This is a genomic window from Enterobacter sp. FUJ80071 (assembly GCF_038739915.1).
Taxonomy (GTDB): Bacteria; Pseudomonadota; Gammaproteobacteria; order Enterobacterales; family Enterobacteriaceae; genus Enterobacter; species Enterobacter kobei.
In genome coordinates this window covers 4,302,652-4,319,688 of sequence record NZ_JBBXKH010000001.1, presented here as the reverse complement: position 1 = coordinate 4,319,688, position 17,037 = coordinate 4,302,652, and the positions used below count along the sequence as shown (strand labels likewise).

21 protein-coding genes are annotated in these 17,037 nt (G+C 50.7%); 9 read left to right on the top strand and 12 right to left on the bottom strand.

The genetic code is table 11. From position 1 onward, the window contains the following. The first annotated feature begins 58 nt into the window (after nt 1-58). From tuf to bfr, 3 genes are all read left to right on the top strand, one after another. Complete coding sequence (gene tuf, locus AAER43_RS21020) at nt 59-1,243, top strand: elongation factor Tu (RefSeq protein WP_110820533.1); 1,185 nt, start codon at nt 59-61, stop codon at nt 1,241-1,243. A gap of 179 nt (nt 1,244-1,422) precedes the next feature. Continuing rightward, nucleotides 1,423-1,617 (top strand): bacterioferritin-associated ferredoxin, encoded by a 195-nt coding sequence (gene bfd / locus AAER43_RS21015; RefSeq protein WP_008503493.1) that lies wholly within the window; start codon nt 1,423-1,425, stop codon nt 1,615-1,617. Between the two features lie 72 nt (nt 1,618-1,689). Further along, on the top strand, nt 1,690-2,169 hold the full coding sequence (bfr, locus tag AAER43_RS21010; protein WP_014885483.1) for a bacterioferritin: 480 nt from the start codon (nt 1,690-1,692) through the stop codon (nt 2,167-2,169). A gap of 34 nt (nt 2,170-2,203) precedes the next feature. Here bfr and AAER43_RS21005 read toward each other — a convergent pair whose 3' ends face one another. Genes AAER43_RS21005 through gspC form a run of 12 tightly spaced genes read right to left on the bottom strand, consistent with a single transcriptional unit; the run spans nt 2,204 to nt 12,912 of the window. Continuing rightward, on the bottom strand, nt 2,204-2,983 hold the full coding sequence (locus AAER43_RS21005) for an A24 family peptidase (protein WP_048339401.1): 780 nt from the start codon (nt 2,981-2,983) through the stop codon (nt 2,204-2,206). 1 nt (nt 2,984) lies between these two features. Next, nucleotides 2,985-3,458, bottom strand: coding sequence for a type II secretion system protein GspM (gspM, locus tag AAER43_RS21000; RefSeq protein WP_032635368.1), 474 nt, complete (start codon nt 3,456-3,458; stop codon nt 2,985-2,987). Continuing rightward, nucleotides 3,451-4,611: a type II secretion system protein GspL gene (gene gspL, locus AAER43_RS20995; RefSeq protein WP_023338827.1), complete on the bottom strand. Its 1,161-nt coding sequence runs from the start codon at nt 4,609-4,611 to the stop codon at nt 3,451-3,453. The genes gspM and gspL overlap by 8 nt, the downstream gene beginning before the upstream one ends. Then, complete coding sequence (gene gspK / locus AAER43_RS20990) at nt 4,592-5,551, bottom strand: type II secretion system minor pseudopilin GspK (protein ID WP_023331449.1); 960 nt, start codon at nt 5,549-5,551, stop codon at nt 4,592-4,594. Before gspK ends, gspL begins: the two co-directional genes overlap by 20 nt. Continuing rightward, complete coding sequence (locus AAER43_RS20985; RefSeq protein ID WP_050863168.1) at nt 5,548-6,129, bottom strand: prepilin-type N-terminal cleavage/methylation domain-containing protein; 582 nt, start codon at nt 6,127-6,129, stop codon at nt 5,548-5,550. The genes gspK and AAER43_RS20985 overlap by 4 nt, the downstream gene beginning before the upstream one ends. Continuing rightward, complete coding sequence (gene gspI, locus AAER43_RS20980; RefSeq protein ID WP_050863167.1) at nt 6,122-6,490, bottom strand: type II secretion system minor pseudopilin GspI; 369 nt, start codon at nt 6,488-6,490, stop codon at nt 6,122-6,124. Before gspI ends, AAER43_RS20985 begins: the two co-directional genes overlap by 8 nt. After that, complete coding sequence (gene gspH, locus AAER43_RS20975; protein WP_032635372.1) at nt 6,487-6,987, bottom strand: type II secretion system minor pseudopilin GspH; 501 nt, start codon at nt 6,985-6,987, stop codon at nt 6,487-6,489. The genes gspI and gspH overlap by 4 nt, the downstream gene beginning before the upstream one ends. A 2-nt stretch (nt 6,988-6,989) precedes the next feature. After that, nucleotides 6,990-7,433, bottom strand: a complete 444-nt coding sequence (gene gspG, locus AAER43_RS20970) for a type II secretion system major pseudopilin GspG (RefSeq protein ID WP_050863166.1) — start codon at nt 7,431-7,433, stop codon at nt 6,990-6,992. 9 nt (nt 7,434-7,442) lie between these two features. Then, a complete protein-coding gene (gene gspF / locus AAER43_RS20965) occupies nt 7,443-8,642 on the bottom strand; it encodes a type II secretion system inner membrane protein GspF (protein WP_050863165.1) in 1,200 nt (399 codons plus the stop codon). Further along, nucleotides 8,639-10,114 (bottom strand): type II secretion system ATPase GspE, encoded by a 1,476-nt coding sequence (gspE, locus tag AAER43_RS20960; RefSeq protein ID WP_050863164.1) that lies wholly within the window; start codon nt 10,112-10,114, stop codon nt 8,639-8,641. Before gspE ends, gspF begins: the two co-directional genes overlap by 4 nt. Then, nucleotides 10,111-12,096, bottom strand: coding sequence for a type II secretion system secretin GspD (gene gspD / locus AAER43_RS20955; protein WP_072093809.1), 1,986 nt, complete (start codon nt 12,094-12,096; stop codon nt 10,111-10,113). Before gspD ends, gspE begins: the two co-directional genes overlap by 4 nt. Then, nucleotides 12,097-12,912: a type II secretion system protein GspC gene (gene gspC, locus AAER43_RS20950; RefSeq protein WP_080361076.1), complete on the bottom strand. Its 816-nt coding sequence runs from the start codon at nt 12,910-12,912 to the stop codon at nt 12,097-12,099. Between the two features lie 201 nt (nt 12,913-13,113). Here gspC and AAER43_RS20945 point away from each other — a divergent pair, with 201 nt between their 5' ends. The 6 genes from AAER43_RS20945 (at nt 13,114) to rplW (ending at nt 17,033) form a co-directional block, all read left to right on the top strand. Continuing rightward, nucleotides 13,114-14,535: a peptidoglycan-binding domain-containing protein gene (locus AAER43_RS20945; RefSeq protein WP_158008932.1), complete on the top strand. Its 1,422-nt coding sequence runs from the start codon at nt 13,114-13,116 to the stop codon at nt 14,533-14,535. After that, nucleotides 14,532-14,897, top strand: a complete 366-nt coding sequence (locus AAER43_RS20940) for a hypothetical protein (protein ID WP_050863161.1) — start codon at nt 14,532-14,534, stop codon at nt 14,895-14,897. Before AAER43_RS20945 ends, AAER43_RS20940 begins: the two co-directional genes overlap by 4 nt. A 247-nt stretch (nt 14,898-15,144) precedes the next feature. Then, on the top strand, nt 15,145-15,456 hold the full coding sequence (gene rpsJ, locus AAER43_RS20935) for a 30S ribosomal protein S10 (protein WP_001181005.1): 312 nt from the start codon (nt 15,145-15,147) through the stop codon (nt 15,454-15,456). Between the two features lie 32 nt (nt 15,457-15,488). Next, entirely contained in the window at nt 15,489-16,118 is a 630-nt protein-coding gene (rplC, locus tag AAER43_RS20930; protein WP_003863274.1) for a 50S ribosomal protein L3, read from the top strand. A 10-nt stretch (nt 16,119-16,128) separates the two neighbouring features. Continuing rightward, complete coding sequence (gene rplD, locus AAER43_RS20925; protein WP_000424395.1) at nt 16,129-16,734, top strand: 50S ribosomal protein L4; 606 nt, start codon at nt 16,129-16,131, stop codon at nt 16,732-16,734. After that, the gene (rplW, locus tag AAER43_RS20920; protein WP_000617546.1) at nt 16,731-17,033 is read left to right on the top strand and encodes a 50S ribosomal protein L23; all 303 of its coding nucleotides are present in this window, start codon (nt 16,731-16,733) and stop codon (nt 17,031-17,033) included. Before rplD ends, rplW begins: the two co-directional genes overlap by 4 nt. Nucleotides 17,034-17,037: the final 4 nt, after the last annotated feature.

Genomic DNA, 17,037 nt, shown 5'->3' with positions numbered 1-17,037 from the left:
AAAACCTAAGTCCCGTGCTCTCTCCGAAGGGGAGAGCACTATAGTAAGGAATATAGCCGTGTCTAAAGAAAAATTTGAACGTACAAAACCGCACGTTAACGTTGGTACTATCGGCCACGTTGACCATGGTAAAACTACCCTGACTGCTGCAATCACTACCGTTCTGGCTAAAACCTACGGTGGTTCTGCTCGTGCATTCGACCAGATCGATAACGCACCAGAAGAAAAAGCTCGTGGTATCACCATCAACACTTCTCACGTTGAATATGACACCCCGACTCGCCACTACGCACACGTAGACTGCCCAGGCCACGCCGACTATGTTAAAAACATGATCACCGGTGCTGCGCAGATGGACGGCGCGATCCTGGTTGTTGCTGCGACTGACGGCCCAATGCCTCAGACTCGTGAGCACATCCTGCTGGGTCGTCAGGTAGGCGTTCCTTACATCATCGTGTTCCTGAACAAGTGCGACATGGTTGATGACGAAGAGCTGCTGGAACTGGTAGAGATGGAAGTTCGTGAACTGCTGTCTCAGTACGATTTCCCAGGCGACGACACCCCAATCGTTCGTGGTTCTGCACTGAAAGCGCTGGAAGGCGAAGCTCAGTGGGAAGAGAAAATCATCGAACTGGCTGGCTACCTGGATTCTTACATCCCAGAACCAGAGCGTGCGATTGACAAGCCATTCCTGCTTCCAATCGAAGACGTATTCTCCATCTCCGGTCGTGGTACCGTTGTTACCGGTCGTGTAGAGCGCGGTATCATCAAAGTTGGTGAAGAAGTTGAAATCGTTGGTATCAAAGAGACTGCGAAGTCTACCTGTACTGGCGTTGAAATGTTCCGCAAACTGCTGGACGAAGGCCGTGCTGGTGAGAACGTTGGTGTTCTGCTGCGTGGTATCAAACGTGAAGAAATCGAACGTGGTCAGGTTCTGGCGAAGCCAGGCTCAATCAAGCCACACACCAAGTTCGAATCTGAAGTGTACATCCTGTCCAAAGACGAAGGCGGCCGTCATACTCCGTTCTTCAAAGGCTACCGTCCACAGTTCTACTTCCGTACAACTGACGTGACCGGTACCATCGAACTGCCAGAAGGCGTTGAGATGGTAATGCCAGGCGACAACATCAAGATGGTTGTGACTCTGATCCACCCAATCGCGATGGACGACGGTCTGCGTTTCGCAATCCGTGAAGGCGGCCGTACCGTTGGCGCGGGCGTTGTTGCTAAAGTTCTGGGCTAATTAATTATCCCCGAATTAAAAAAGGACGCTTCGGCGTCCTTTTTTGTTTTGTGCTGCTCAGGTGTTGTCACAAATTTTCGCATTTTTTGCCTGCACCCGCCCCGTATTCTGGCGTTTGTGCTATTGTAATCATAACCATTCTCACTTACACTTTGCGCATAATTTGAACGGGAGTCTCTATGTACGTTTGTTTATGTAATGGTGTAAGCGACAAAAAAATACGTCAGGCCGTTCGCCAGTTTCAGCCACAGTCATTTCAGCAGCTTCGCAAATTTGTTCCGGTTGGAAATCAATGCGGTAAATGTGTACGTGCTGCACGTGAAATCATGCAGGACGAGTTGATGCAGATCCCGGAATACAAAGAGATCGCGTAAGCGCCCATCTTTTTTTTGACATCCCCGTAGCCCGATCTACGCTTCAATGAGTGGAAGCGGAGGGACTATATAATGAAAGGTGATGTTAAAATCATAAGTTATCTCAATAAATTATTGGGAAATGAGCTTGTCGCAATCAACCAGTACTTTCTTCACGCGAGAATGTTCAAAAATTGGGGACTTAAACGTCTGAACGACGTTGAGTACCATGAATCTATAGATGAGATGAAACACGCCGATAAATATATCGAGCGCATTTTATTCCTTGAAGGTATTCCAAACCTGCAGGATCTCGGCAAGCTGGGCATCGGTGAAGATGTCGAGGAGATGCTACGTTCCGACCTCAGGCTGGAACTTGAAGGTGCCAAAGATCTCCGTGAAGCCATTGCCTATGCCGACAGCGTTTTTGATTATGTCAGCCGTGACATGATGATTGAGATCCTTGCCGATGAAGAAGGCCATATAGACTGGCTGGAAACTGAGTTGGATTTGATCGATAAGCTGGGTATTCAAAACTATCTGCAGGCTCAAATCCGCGAAGAAAAAGAGTAGTTGATACAGGAAGGAAACCCTCCTTCCTGCCTCCTCACAGCGTTGCCCAGCAGAAACAGCCCCAGCCGCTCAGTGCCAGTGCTGGACCGAAAGGTATCGGGTCACCGAAATGCCCTTTTTTTACCCACAGCAGAAGCCCGTAAAAGATCCCTGCGATTGACGCTACGTAAAGGATCACGGGTACCTCTCGCCAGCCGCACCAGGCGCCCACTGCCGCAAGCATCTTGAAATCCCCGTAACCGATCCCTTCTTTGTGACAGATTAAGCGGACCAGCCAGTAGAGCAGCCACAGAATTAAATAGCCGGCAGCGGCACCCACAATGGCGTCCTGGGAGGAAACAGGGCCAAAAAAGGCATTAAACAACAGGCCAACCCACAGTAACGGTAGCGTGAGCTTGTCGGGTAAAAGGTAATGCTGCAGATCGATCACGCTGAGTGCGAGTACAAACCAAAAGAACAGAAAAAGCGCCAGTGACATTATCATTGATGCTGGATGGAGGGCATAGCAAATGACGGCCATCATCGCACAAAGCCCTTCCAGCAAGGGATAGCGTGTTGAAACAGGCTGGCCGCAGTGGCGACATTTCCCTTTGAGAAGCATCCAGCCGAGCAGGGGAACCGTGTCGTACCAGAACAGTGGGGTTTGACACTGGCAGCACCGGGAGCCAGAGAACGTAAACTCTGACGTTGAACCCGCCTCGCCTGTCGAAGACGGTCGTAAAATCTCGGCAGGCAAACGCCAGGTGAGTATACCCATTGCGGTTCCTGACAGCAGGCCAATGATGAGAAACAGAGTAACCAGTGAGCTATCCATTTTATTTCACTCCGAGCGTCAGGCGCGTCAGGATTATAGTGTCCGTACCCTGTTCACTGGCGTGGAATTCAAGTTCCGCAATCCGCAGACCGTAGTCTCCCTGTAGCACTGCCAGCCAGTTCATAAAAGCGTCCATCCTGAGAGCATCGGCCGATACAGTCAGTTCTCCGCTATCGGTGCGCTGGAGTTTTGCGGCAGTGCCCAGCATGTGCAAACTGCTTTTAACCTGATTCTCCAGGGAGCCTGATGGTCTCTTTTCCGGAAGAAGAGCTGCAGCCGAAACCTGTTTCTGCAACCACTGCAGATCGCGTTGCACCTTAGCATAGCGGGATTGCATGGTGTCCGTAGCCTGCTTCAGGGGCTGGTAGAGCCCAAACCAGAAAAGAATGCTGACACCGCAGACAAGCAGTGCGAGTAGCAGCCGCTGTTCACGCGGATCTTTTTGGTGAAACCATTCCTGAGCGCGTTTAATCATTTCGAATCGTCCATAATCCCTGTTCATGTTTATCGACTTTGAGTGAGTAGCCAGCCAGTTTTTGATTTAAAAACGCCTGGATCTGTTGGTCATCGCGGGTAGAAATAAAAAGACGTAAATCATTACGTGCCGGGTTATAACTCAACCCTTCCAGCGCCAGTTCCGGGAAAGCGGACAGATGAGCCTGAAGCTGTTGTAAGAGCAAATAGGGGGCAGGCGATCGTTGCTGTAGCTGCCTGGGTAAATAGGTACGCAGATTACGGGTATGCCTGTTTTCTGGAATATAACGTTGCCATTGCTGCGTCAGTGTGTGGCTCAGCTGTTTTTCATACTCCCGAAGTTGCAAATACACGACAACCTGAGCCAGACACGCACTCCCGGCTAACAGGAGAAGACTGCAAAGCGCCACCCGTTTGATATTGGTGGACCAGAAAGAGCGCGGGGCAGGCGGGCGCATTTTCCCGTGCAAAAGGTTAGCGGGTGGTTCCTGTGGATGGAGTGTCAAACTATGACATGCGGGATGCGTTTCCTTCGCGGAAAGGCCAGCTGGCAGTGGACCGTAGCTGACAACCTCTTGCGGGGGATAATGCGCTAGCAGCTGTGCCAGCCAGGGTTCTGTCAAATGGGCAACACTGTTCTCATGCGTTCTGAGCAACCATCCACAGCTGTCTGATAATACCGTCCAGCCGCTTTCACAGGCTGGCAAGCGAAGGGCGTCAATCGTCGCATGCGTGACGTTAAAACCAGCCCCGGCAAAGAGACGAAGTTGGGACATAAGCCAGTCGGCGTCAACGCCAATGACGGAAACTCGCGTTCCCTCCCGAGAGAGTAGCGTCCAGTGCAGCGAGGGCATGCCTTCGTCCAGTGTTTCATCCGCAAGCCACTGAAGTTTTTGATCGGTCAGTTCGTAATTTTCGTCTGGGATGACGATTATTCTGCTCGTTGCCTTTTGGGCCGGAATAACGAGATGAGTGCATCCTGATGCCGGGCGTGCGGCAATCTCCGGCAACTGTTCTGTTGTCAGACTCTGAACCTGGCTGTAGCCACATCCATCATATTCCACCCATTCAAGGGCATTCGGCGTCGATCCAGAAAGGCGGAAAAGCAGTTTCGTCGCAGGGACGTTAACTGCTTTATTGTTCGCTACTGCCATCCGTAAGCTGGCGTAAATAGAGTTTGAGTGTTTTAGTTTTTTCGTCATAAATGAAAAATGTGCGCATACCAAAGGTAAGGTCACCCTCATGAACCGTGGATGTGGTCAAAAAATAACTGCTGCTGGTTGTAATCTGTTTTTTAAGCGAATCCACCAGCGGTTTTGCTGCGCTGAAATCCTGTTGGGCCTGGTAAAGAAAATCCTCTACCTTTTCCCAGCCATTTACAGGACGTTTTTTCAGGAGCATTTTTGCATCTGACAAGCTGATATTGTTGAGGAAGAGGGCTGCCAGAAGCGGCGCTTGCTGCTCAGTAAGGGTATTGATATTAATGGCGAGGTCACTGCTGAATCGGGTGCAGATAAAAGGGGCGAGTTTTTGATAAAGCGCGTCAGTCATCCCTTTAATTTTGCGCACTTCTGTGGGTAAAAAGAGCACCTGACCGGCGGTCAGGTAGCCTGGCTGACTATGTTGATAGTATTCGTCTTCTGCACCTTTAACGCGCGTTGAGTCGTTATCATCGATGTAGTCTGCGATGGATTGTGCGATCTCTTCTGCCCGGTATTTTTCAACGGCGAGCTTCTCCAGTAGGGCGTAAAACACGCTGATTTCATACGGTGGCGTCGCCAGTGGTTCTTCCGGCGTATTCTTCAGTGCGTTCAGGTTGTAGCAATGGTGCAGATCGTTTATCTGCCAGCTGACGTCGGTGTCGTCGCCAGGACTCTCCGAGTGGGTGAGTACGTCTCGAGGCTTCTCCTGAAAACGTGCCATAGATTGTGCTTCAGCGTAGAGCAGAGCGTATTTCCCCTGCAGGCTATCATTGATGCGCCGGGTGCGCTGGAGCTGAACCTGAAAACTTATCGTCATCTCTGCTGCCAGCGCAGCCATCAGCGCCAGAATCATTAAAACAATCAGCAATGCAGAACCTTTTTGCGCATTCATTGCGTCGCTCCTGCAGGTTGGCTGGCGGCTTTTTTTTCCGGAAACCAGCCGGGCAGGACAACGCGTCGGGTTATTTCCGCTTTACCGTCACGCTCCAGCGTTATCGTGGCTGTCGTTGACACGCTCTTTTCATCCGCCGGCGTCATTGTTGCAGAAAAATGGGAGACATGATCCAGCAGGGGCTGTGGTGCCACGTCCTTTTCACTGTCGGATGAGTAGCGTACTGCACGGAATAATGTGTCGTTTTCGACATACCAGTGTACGGTCGTCAAAACGAAAGTTGCCCCAAAAGGCATTGCGGGATCCCGGGTTTGTGTTGTGAAAATTACGCTCTCTTTTTCACTCAAGAAGGGGAGCGGTGTTTGCCGGTTTTTCCGCGGGACATACTGCATTAAATCATTTTCAAGCATGAGCACGGTGTGCTGGATGGCCTCAAAATCATCGCCAGTCTTCTTGGCTCGCTGGAACTGTTCGGTTGCCTGGGAGAACACCTGAGAGGCCAGAAAGCTGAGCGTTGAGAAAATGACGATCGCCAGCATCACTTCCAGAAGCGTAAAGCCGTTGGGGACCTTACTCATGCTTCGCCTCCGTTTTCTTACTTTCTGAAGACCAGGAAAACAGGCTGAGGGTTCGGCCATCAGACGTTATCACTCTGGCCTCTTTCTGAAGCAAAGGAGACGAACTTTGTTTCCCTTCAACCAGTTGCCAGGAGAAGGTCTCATTTAATTGAGAAGAGGCTCCCTCTTTGGCGGCGAGTTGTCCGTAAGTCGAGGTCACGAGTACGTTGTCTGCAACCCAAAGCGCTAGCGTTTCCTGTTTTAACGTTTCCAGCGCTGAAAGCTGCCATTGCATACTGTTGAGGAGTGCAATAATGGCGGTCGCAAAAATAGCCATTGCCAGCAAGACTTCAAGCAACAGCATTCCGCTTTGTTGTTTCATTGCGGTTCCTTAAAGCGAATGACCTCAAGCGGCAGCGCGCCGTTTGATTGCAGGATGGCGATTTTTTCGCCATCTTCAGCGTTGAAAACCACTGAAAAGGGAGTGACTTGTCCATCGGGCAGGATGACGATTTGCGGTTTGGCCTCCTCCGACGAGGGTGTCACGTCAGGCCTGGCCGGTGCGTCCCAATCGCCGCGTAACGGCAAATTGTCATTGTTTGCTATTTCCTGCCACTGCCATTCACCGGTGCGATCCTTTTTCGGTGCATAGAAAAGCCAGCCGTCAGTAGTGAGCTGAAGGCCGACAGTATGTTTTTCCAGTAGCGCCACGTCTGACATGTATTTTGCTGTCTGTCTGAGGACATCGATCTGCCGCAGTAGCTTTCCGGTAGCGCTCAGCCTGTCACTTTGCATAGCGACAACGCCGGCTGCCGCCAGGGCGATGATGACCATAACCAGCATCACCTCCAGCAGTGTGAATCCTTTCTGATGGGCCATTTTTAGCGTGACTTTTTATCGTTGTCCCAGTTGTGGATATCATCCTCGGTGCCGGTTTCAGCATCAGGACCTGTGGACATGATATCGATCGCGCCATGCTCACCCGGGCTAATCAGGATGTAGTCATTCCCCCACGGATCGGCGGGCAGACGGCGGATATAACCATCCGGGTTGTAGTTTTCAGCCCGGGGAGCTTGCGCTGGGGCGGTAATAAGCGCCTCCAGGCCCTGTTCTGTTGTGGGATAATGATGATTATCCAGCTTGTACATATCCAGCGCATTTTCGAGAGCAATAATATCGCTGGCGGCTTTTTGCCGGTCTGCCCGATCCTTATTGCCCATTAAGTTAGGCACCACCAGGCTGGCCAGAACCCCCATAATCACGATGACGACCATCAATTCCATAAGCGTGAAACCACGCTGCCTTTCCTTCTTCTGCGCTTCCATAATTTTTCCTTAATTCATCAATGAGTTGAGTTGTAATATGGGCTGCATGATCGAGACAACGATAAACAAAACGATCGCTGCCATGACAACAATCAGCGCCGGTTCAAAAATTGCCAGGGTCAGCGAAATGCGGTTTTGCAGCTGCACCTCCTGGTTATTTGTCGCACGTTGCATGAGTTCCCCGAGCTGACCGCTTTTTTCTCCGGAAGCAATCATGTAAATCATCATGGGGGGAAATATTTGCGTCTGCTTCAGGGACTGGCTGATGCTATTTCCCTGGCGCACACTTTCTGCTGCGTCGCTGAGCCGCCGGCCTATCTCCCGGTTGCCCACACCTTCTGCTGAGAGCGACATCCCTTCCAGGAGTGGAATACCGCTGCGATTGAGAATACTCAGGGCGCGCAGATAACGGGCGCTATTGATCGCGCAGACCAGCGGGGAGGTAATGCGAAACGCGATGAGCCAGCGATGAAAATGATCCCGGTTTTTCCCGCGCTTCAGCCAGAAAGAGAATAGCGTTCCACCACAGATCAGCGTCAGTGAGATCCAGGGACCGTATGTCGACAGAAAGTGACTAATAGCCAGTAACGTTCGGGTGGAAAGCGGTAGCTCATGCTTAAGATGAGTGAACTGCGCGGCGACCTTCGGTACCACCGTGGTAAGCAAAATGATAACCACCAGAATGGCGACCGTGGTGAGCAGGGCAGGGTAAATCAACGCCTGTGTGAGTTTGCTGCGCATTTGCTGACGTGCTTCATTATATTCGGCCAGCCTTTCAAGAACGGTGCCCAGCTGGCCGACCGTCTCTCCCGCTTTTACCAGGGTGCAAAAGACCGTATCAAACAGACGAGGGTGGGCTTGCATGGCCACCGAGAGGGGCTGCCCTTCCAGAACGGCGAGGTGCAGAGAAGTGATGACGTCAGCCAGTTTTTTATTTTCTTTTTGCTGTTGGACAACGGCGAGCGCTTCATCCAGCGGCAGCGCCGCGGCGATCAGCGTCGCCAGCTGACGCGTAAAAAGCGTTAATTCGCTGTGGCTGATTCGTGTCGAAAAAGCCCTGAGGGCAACCTTGGGTCGCTGCCGTTTTAGCGTTTGCGGTAATAACCCCTGGCTACGCAACTGCGCGACCGTCTCTCTTTCACTCGCGGCCTCACTCAGCCCCGTATGGCGGTTTCCCCGCGCGTCCGTCGCCGTCCAGTGAAATTTCATTGGCGCCCATCCGCTGGAGTCTGACCTTCAGAGGTCACCCGCAGAATTTCTTCAAGTGAGGTCATCCCTTCTGCCGCTACGCGAAGACCGTTTGCCAGCAAGCTGAGGTGATGACGACGCTGGATCTGTTCAAGCTCCCTTTCATGACGCTCATTGTGAATAGCTTCACGCAATTCTGGTGTCGCGAGTAACAGTTCATGGATCGCCATACGCCCCTGATAGCCGCTTTGTCTGCAAGCGGGGCAGCCTTTTGCTTGCCAGAGTTGGGATGCATTTATCCCGTGGGCTTGCAGAAGCTGTAGTTCCTGAGGCCGCACGGCGTGAGCCGTTTTACAGTGGGGGCATAGCCGTCTGACCAGACGTTGGGCAATCACCCCAACGAGCGAGGAAGAGAGAAGGAACGGCTCAACGCCCATATCCCGTAATCGCGTTACGGCACCGCACGCGCTATTGGTGTGGAGAGTGGAAAGCACCAGATGCCCGGTCAACGAAGCCTGAACCGCAATTTGAGCGGTTTCGTTATCGCGAATTTCTCCTACCATGACGACATCAGGATCCTGACGTAAAATAGCGCGTAGTCCGCGGGAAAATGACATATCTACGCGGCTATTAACCTGGGTTTGTCCGATACCTTCCAGTTCGTATTCAATTGGGTCCTCTACCGTAAGCACATTGCGTTCTGGGCTATTTAGCGCGGAGAGAATGGCGTAGAGCGTGGTGCTTTTCCCGGAGCCCGTTGGCCCCGTGACCAGAATAATGCCGTGGGGAAGGGCAAGCAGATTCTTCAGACTGTGTGTGTCTGCCGCTGACATATCCAGTTTATCGATGGATAAGCGCAGACTACTTTTATCCAACAGACGTAGAACAACACGTTCGCCATGCTGCGATGGAAGCGTCGACACACGAACATCCACATTTCGCTGACCAATTTTTAAGGTAATGCGTCCATCCTGCGGCAGCCTTTTTTCGGCAATATCCAGTTTGGCCATGATTTTGATACGTGAGATGAGTAAGGCCGCCAGTTTTTTATTCGGCTGAACCACCGGGCGCAAGATGCCATCAACCCGGAAGCGGATACTCATCGCTTTTTCAAACACTTCAATATGAATATCTGAGGCGTGTTCTTTAATTGCTTCGCTGAGCACGGCATTAATAAGCCTGATAACCGGCGCGTCCGACTGCTCGTTCAGCAGATCTTCATTCGTTGGGATCTCGTCAGATAGCGTACTAAGATCGTCCGAATTATTAATATCTTCGGCAATTAACTGGGCTGACCCGCTGTTCTGTTGGTAAATAAGCTCCAGCTTTTCGGCAAACTGCTGCGGGGGGAGCTGGGTAAAACAGGTGCACTCTGGCGCAACGGATGCGAACTCGAGCAGATGCTCAAGTGTGGCATCTGTCGAGTAGAAGAGAGTCTCTCCTTGTAAGGCAATGCCATAGCGCTGCGCTTTTTTCCATGCGTGCTGACTCATTCCGTTCGACCTTCCCTGAACGGATTTTTAGCGTCCGGTGTCGCCGGTGCATTATTAAAAGCCCGATCTTCAAGCTCTTTGATGTTGTCGACGTTAATCAGTGTTCCACTTTGCTTTTCACGTCTCTCTTTTTGCAGATCTTTGAAATTGGTGTATTTTTCACGTGAGAGTGAACGATAGACCTCATCGTCTCTGATAATGGTCGGGCGGATAAAGACCATCAGGTTACGTTTGCTTTTCTCATTGGATGTGTAGCGGAAAAGCTGTCCCACCAGGGGGATATCGCCCAGCAGGGGAACTTTTGAAACTTCTTGCTTACTGGCGTCATCCATCAAACCGCCAAGCACAACGGTTTCGCCACTTTTCACCAGGACGGCATTCTGTATTGTTCGGGTATTGAAGGTTGGGCCGAGCGAGGAAGAGCTTGTCGATGTGTCGACGCTGGAAACCTCTTGCTCGATCTCCATCAGAACAGAATCACCCTCATTAATTTGCGGGGTGACTTTTAACTTGGTCCCCACCGTCTTACGCTCGACGGTATTGTAAATATTATCGCCGGAGGTCGTCTGGGAACCGGAAAGTACGGGCACATCCTGCCCGACGTTGAAGGCTGCTTCTTTATTATCAAGCGTAACGATGCTGGGCGTAGACAGGATGTCGTTTTTGTTGTCGGTATTGAGTGCTGTAAGGAGCACCCCCCAGTCGCCGTTGAAAAAACCTGCCGCAAGGCCGTTATAATTACTGAAGAGATTGTAAGCTGGATTATCGCTGGTGATCCCGCCTTTGGCTTTGAATTCACCGATGCCCTGCGCGGCGTTGAAAATAGGCAAGCCGGTTTTGGTAAATTGTTGTCCACCAACGTTTTTTTCAGCCCATTGCACACCCAGATTCATGCCTTTACCGTCCTGTACTTCAACGATAATCGCTTCCACCAGAACCTGTGCACGGCGAATATCCAGCTTAGCGATAACCTCATCAAGTTGCTGGAGAATGCCCTGATCGGCGGTCACAACCAGTGAGTTGGTTTGTTCATCTGCAGTAATAGAGATATCGCGGCTGCTGCTGGTTGCCGTATTGGTTGTGCCACTTTTGCCATCTTTCAGTTTTTGTGTGACACCGGTTAAAACGTCAACAAGCTTATCCGCTTTGGCATATTTCAGGTACCATACCCGCGTGTTTCCTTGCCCTTGCTCCTGGGTATCAAGACGTTTTACTAACTCAGTAATTCTTGCGCGGGCACGTTCTGAGCCTCTGATAATCAGCGCATTGCTTCTTTTATCGGCAACGATGTGCGTCTGGAGTGTCGCAGGTTGTGCCTCTTTTGCGTTCTCACGCGACAGCGTGTTAAGGACATCGGCAAGATCGACAGCGGAAGCATATTTCAGCGGGATAATTTGCTCTTGCTCGTCACCCATGACATCTACGCGTTTAATGACTTCCAGCATGCGATTGACGGTTGATGCTTTGCCGGTAATGACGAGTGCATTAGAGGGCTCATAATGCGAGACGTTACCGACATTACCGCCATCGAGCATTTGACGAAGCAGAGGAGACAGCGATCGCGCTGGAACATTTTCCAGAGAAACAATACGAGTCACCAGTTCATCACCCTTACCGGGCTGAATGCTACTGGTGAGCTTTCCTGGAAGATTTTTCACGGTTTCTGAACGCACGACTTTCAGCAGGCCATTATCAAGAGTAATAAGTGAAAAGCCATAAAGATCGAGCACGCTGAGGAAAAATTGATAGTATTCCTCTTTATTAAAGGTATCTACGCTTCTGACGGAAATGGATGCTTTAACATCGGGATCAATCAGAATCGTTTTCCCCATGTTTTGTCCCACGATGTTGACAAACGTTTGAATGTCCGCACCGTTAAAATTCGCCGTGTAATCAGCTGAATATCCGGGCTTAGCGGTGGCGATGAGCAAAAAAAACAGCGAAAGCGCTTTCAGTCGCTGGCTTGCGGAGGTTCCATCCATTTATTTATCCTGACCGTCCTGGAATTGTTGAACGGCAACATTAATTAGTTTTGGTGATGCATTTCGCAAGAGGGTAATCTGAGCCGTCTGCAGATGTCTAAGTGCCTCCTGCGCCTGGGTTATATTCACCTGTTGCGTTAAAGACATATTGTTAAGCTGAATAGCAATGTCACCAGGTGCAATGGCTGTCCGTGAAAATAATTCTGTATTACCGCGAGGTAAAAGGCGCAATCCTCGCAAGACATTTTTATCAACGACAGGAATCGCTTCAATAAAATCTGACAATGTGACATCTGTTGGTGCCGGCTGCTCGTTCACTTTTTCTGGCGTTGAGGCAGGTGGCGTCAGTTCGGTAAGCAGCGTAAGCTGCGCGGTGTTTCCGCCTGAGGAGAAAAACACCTGGTTCTTAGTGATATCAATGATGCGCGTGCTGTTGGATGATTTAAGCACATCATCAATAGAATAGACATTCTGTTCCCCCCCTTCCTGCAGAATGGCCCGGGACGATAATTTATCCGAACTATGAATAATACCGCTTAAATGGATATGGGACAGAGTATCTACGTTGCCACTCACTAATGGGGGCGCGTCAATGCGATTATTGACTGACGATGATAAATTCCATTTATATTTTTCATTAAAATTATTCAATGGCGTGATGATATCCTCATTAATCAGCGACGCTTTGTTATTACCCCACTGTATATATGCTGAGTAAATGAAGATAAAGATACCCATAGCACTAGTCAATATAATCATAAGGCTCAGGGTGCGATACGATAACGCATTTTTCACTAAGGGAGAGATGGTTGCCATGAAATCACTTTTAAGAATGACTAAGAGTGAACGTGTTTCTTGTTTGAGTCCGTCATAATATAATCAGTTATTGGCACGCAGCAAGTCATATGCAATATATATCCCTGTTTTAGGAATAGAATAATTTTCGAGGTAATGCGGCTATTCATGGATGAGCTAAATACTTTTTATACTACGCGGCATTGTCTGATTCGGGACAGCATGTTTTCCACGTTAATTCAGGAACAATGGCTAATATTACAGGGCGGTAAAGGGTCAGGAAAAAGTGTGCTTGCGCAAGGGGTGATTAGCGCGTGGCCTTATCGCGCGCTCACCATCAGCCCTTTGAACCGAAAAGGTTACCTGTGGGAGTGGGTGATTATTGCGGATTCGCAGACGGATAACAGTCTGGCGGGAAAAATATTCCCTGTTGAGAAGCTCTGGGAGGAACTGTACAGCGCGGGGACCGTGATACACGGCAGTATGCCGCTGTTTGTCCTGGAAGATGGACACCGAATCTCCAGGGGGCTTGTTTCAACGATTCTGGCGTTTATGACCATGATGCCGCAAGCCCGATTGCTACTTACAGGGATATTCAACCGTCGTCAGCAGCGCGAGTTACGGGTATTACAGCCGGTATGGTTTGAGATACCCGCGCCGGACAGTAAAGATTACCGCAAGGTGATCTCCTCTCATGCAGGCATTGGCCCTGAGACAACCAACACTCTTCCGGAACAATTTATCAGACGATGCATGAGACGTTGCGATGGCAATCTTCATCTTGCCGCGCGACTGGGAGGGGTTATTCGTCGTAATAAGATGGAGGGGGAGGAACATGCCGCCTCTATTATTGACGCTCCTCTTCAGCGTGAGGCGTTGCGTTACCTGCCCGCACCTGGCCGTCAGGGCGTAACCTGGTTGCTGCTGTTGGTGTTAACGGTGTTATGTGGTGGAGGAGGCGCATACTTCGCCAGGCCTCTTTCCCGCTGGCTGCCACCGCTCACAACGTTGCTTCCTGTAGAATTCTCAAGACCTGTCTCAACACATGCGCGACTGATGGCAGAGACGATGTCTACCAATGAATCGCTCAGTTTACTGTTTAGCGTCTGGGGGTATGAGGTAGACAAAGGAGAAGCCTGGTGCGATCAGGCATACCGGGGCGGGATGGCCTGCCTTTCCGGCACCGAAACGCTTGAAACACTGTTGTCTGACGGACTTCCCTGGGTCGCCACCCTGAAAGCAGGTAGCGCCAGTTTCCCTGTCGTCGTGATCGGGGGAGGAGAGAACACGCTTACCGTGCTGTCAGGAAATCAAACATGGATCCTTGATAAGGCATGGTTCAGCCATGTCTGGACAGGGAATGTGACGCGAATGTGGAAGCCATCGCCCGACGGCAACGCAAGCATAACAAAGAAGAGTAGCACCGATGACATTGTCTGGCTTGATACGATGCTGAGCCGCGTGCTGAATGTCGAGGCGGAAGGGACGGGAGAATGGAGTTCGCTGCTAACTGAGAAGGTCCGCCAGTTTCAGGCGCAAAATAAGATTAAAGTCGATGGTGTGATGGGACAGTTGTCACTTATCAGGCTATGGCAAGCCCTGGGTGAAAGTCCAACGTTGATTCAGGAAAGAGGGACGATATGAGCGAGCAAATGGAAACCTCTTTGCAGCCCAAAGTACGCTTTGTCCGGCCAGATATGCCGCGCCCGCTTTGGGCGGGGATATGCATCGCATTGTCCTGGCTTTTATATAGTGTTGGTTGCGCGGTCGTCGGGTATTACCTGTACCGCGGGATTGCTCTGCACGTGTCTTCATCACCAGAGCCTCAGCATTATCGGCTTTCTGAGGAGCACTATATCTATAAGAAGCGTCCCTTGCCGGTGCCGGTGGAAGAGACGGATGTTAGTGTGTCGGAGGAAAGCGACGCTGAGCATCCGGTTGCTGCCGGAGAAAAGGGCGATCTTGAAGCGCGTGTTAAGCAGGCGATAGCAGATATTGACCAGTAGTGTACGTGTCTTGCAAAAGGTTGGTTATTATCGACACAGTCGACTTGCATTAAGCCTGTAAATACGTATAATGCGCGGGCTTGTCGTAATTGACGGCTGGTTCGATATGAACCTGGGTAGCGCATTTTGTTACTCAACAATGCTCCCAATTGGGGAGCTACGTAAGAACGGTTACACTCTCCCATCAATCGTAATGGGTTTGAGGAGTAATCATTTTCGTTTATAAAATAATTGGAGCTCTGGTCTCATGCAGAACCAAAGAATCCGTATCCGCCTTAAAGCGTTTGATCATCGTCTGATCGATCAATCAACCGCGGAAATCGTCGAGACTGCTAAGCGCACTGGTGCGCAAGTCCGTGGTCCGATCCCGCTGCCGACCCGCAAAGAGCGCTTTACCGTTCTGATCTCTCCGCACGTTAACAAAGACGCGCGTGATCAGTACGAAATCCGCACTCACAAGCGTCTGGTTGACATCGTTGAGCCAACTGAGAAAACCGTTGATGCTCTGATGCGTCTGGATCTGGCTGCCGGTGTAGACGTGCAGATCAGCCTGGGTTAATCAGGTCATCGAGCGATTGAGAGGTTGAAACAATGATTGGTTTAGTCGGTAAAAAAGTGGGTATGACCCGCATCTTCACTGAAGATGGCGTTTCTATCCCAGTAACCGTAATCGAAGTTGAAGCAAACCGCGTTACTCAGGTTAAAGATCTGGCTAACGATGGCTACCGCGCTATTCAGGTTACCACTGGTGCTAAAAAAGCTAACCGTGTAACCAAACCAGAAGCGGGTCACTTCGCTAAAGCTGGCGTAGAAGCTGGCCGTGGTCTGTGGGAATTCCGTCTTGCTGAAGGCGAAGAGTTCACCGTAGGTCAGGACATTAGCGTTGAGCTGTTTGCTGACGTTAAAAAAGTTGACGTAACCGGTACCTCTAAAGGTAAAGGTTTTGCTGGTACCGTTAAGCGCTGGAACTTCCGTACCCAGGACGCTACCCACGGTAACTCCTTGTCTCACCGCGTTCCGGGTTCTATCGGTCAGAACCAGACTCCGGGCAAAGTGTTCAAAGGCAAGAAAATGGCAGGTCAGCTGGGTAACGAACGTGTAACCGTTCAGAGCCTGGACGTAGTACGTGTTGACGCTGAGCGCAACCTGCTGCTGGTTAAAGGTGCGGTCCCGGGTGCAACCGGTAGCGACCTGATCGTTAAACCAGCTGTGAAGGCGTAAGGGGATAGCAATGGAATTAGTATTGAAAGACGCGCAGAGCGCGCTGACTGTTTCCGAAACTACCTTCGGTCGTGATTTCAACGAAGCGCTGGTTCACCAGGTTGTTGTTGCTTATGCAGCTGGTGCTCGTCAGGGTACTCGTGCTCAGAAGACTCGTGCTGAAGTAACTGGTTCTGGCAAAAAGCCATGGCGCCAGAAAGGTACCGGCCGTGCGCGTTCAGGTTCTATCAAGAGCCCGATCTGGCGTTCAGGTGGCGTGACCTTCGCTGCGCGTCCACAGGACCACAGTCAAAAAGTTAACAAAAAGATGTACCGCGGCGCGCTGAAAAGCATCCTGTCCGAACTGGTACGTCAGGATCGTCTGATCGTTGTCGAGAAGTTCTCTGTAGAAGCGCCTAAAACTAAGCTGCTGGCTCAGAAACTGAAAGACATGGCTCTGGAAGATGTGCTGATCATCACCGGTGAGCTGGACGAGAACCTGTTCCTGGCCGCACGTAACCTGCACAAGGTTGACGTACGCGATGCGACTGGTATCGACCCGGTTAGCCTGATCGCCTTCGACAAAGTCGTAATGACTGCTGATGCTGTTAAGCAAGTTGAGGAGATGCTGGCATGATTCGTGAAGAACGTCTGCTGAAGGTGCTTCGCGCACCGCACGTTTCTGAAAAAGCGTCTACTGCGATGGAAAAAACAAACACCATCGTTCTCAAAGTTGCTAAAGACGCGACCAAAGCAGAGATCAAAGCTGCTGTGCAGAAACTGTTTGAAGTCGAAGTCGAAGTCGTTAACACCCTGGTTGTTAAAGGGAAAGTTAAACGTCACGGACAGCGTATCGGTCGTCGTAGCGACTGGAAAAAAGCTTACGTCACCCTGAAAGAAGGCCAGAACCTGGACTTCGTTGGCGGCGCTGAGTAAGTCG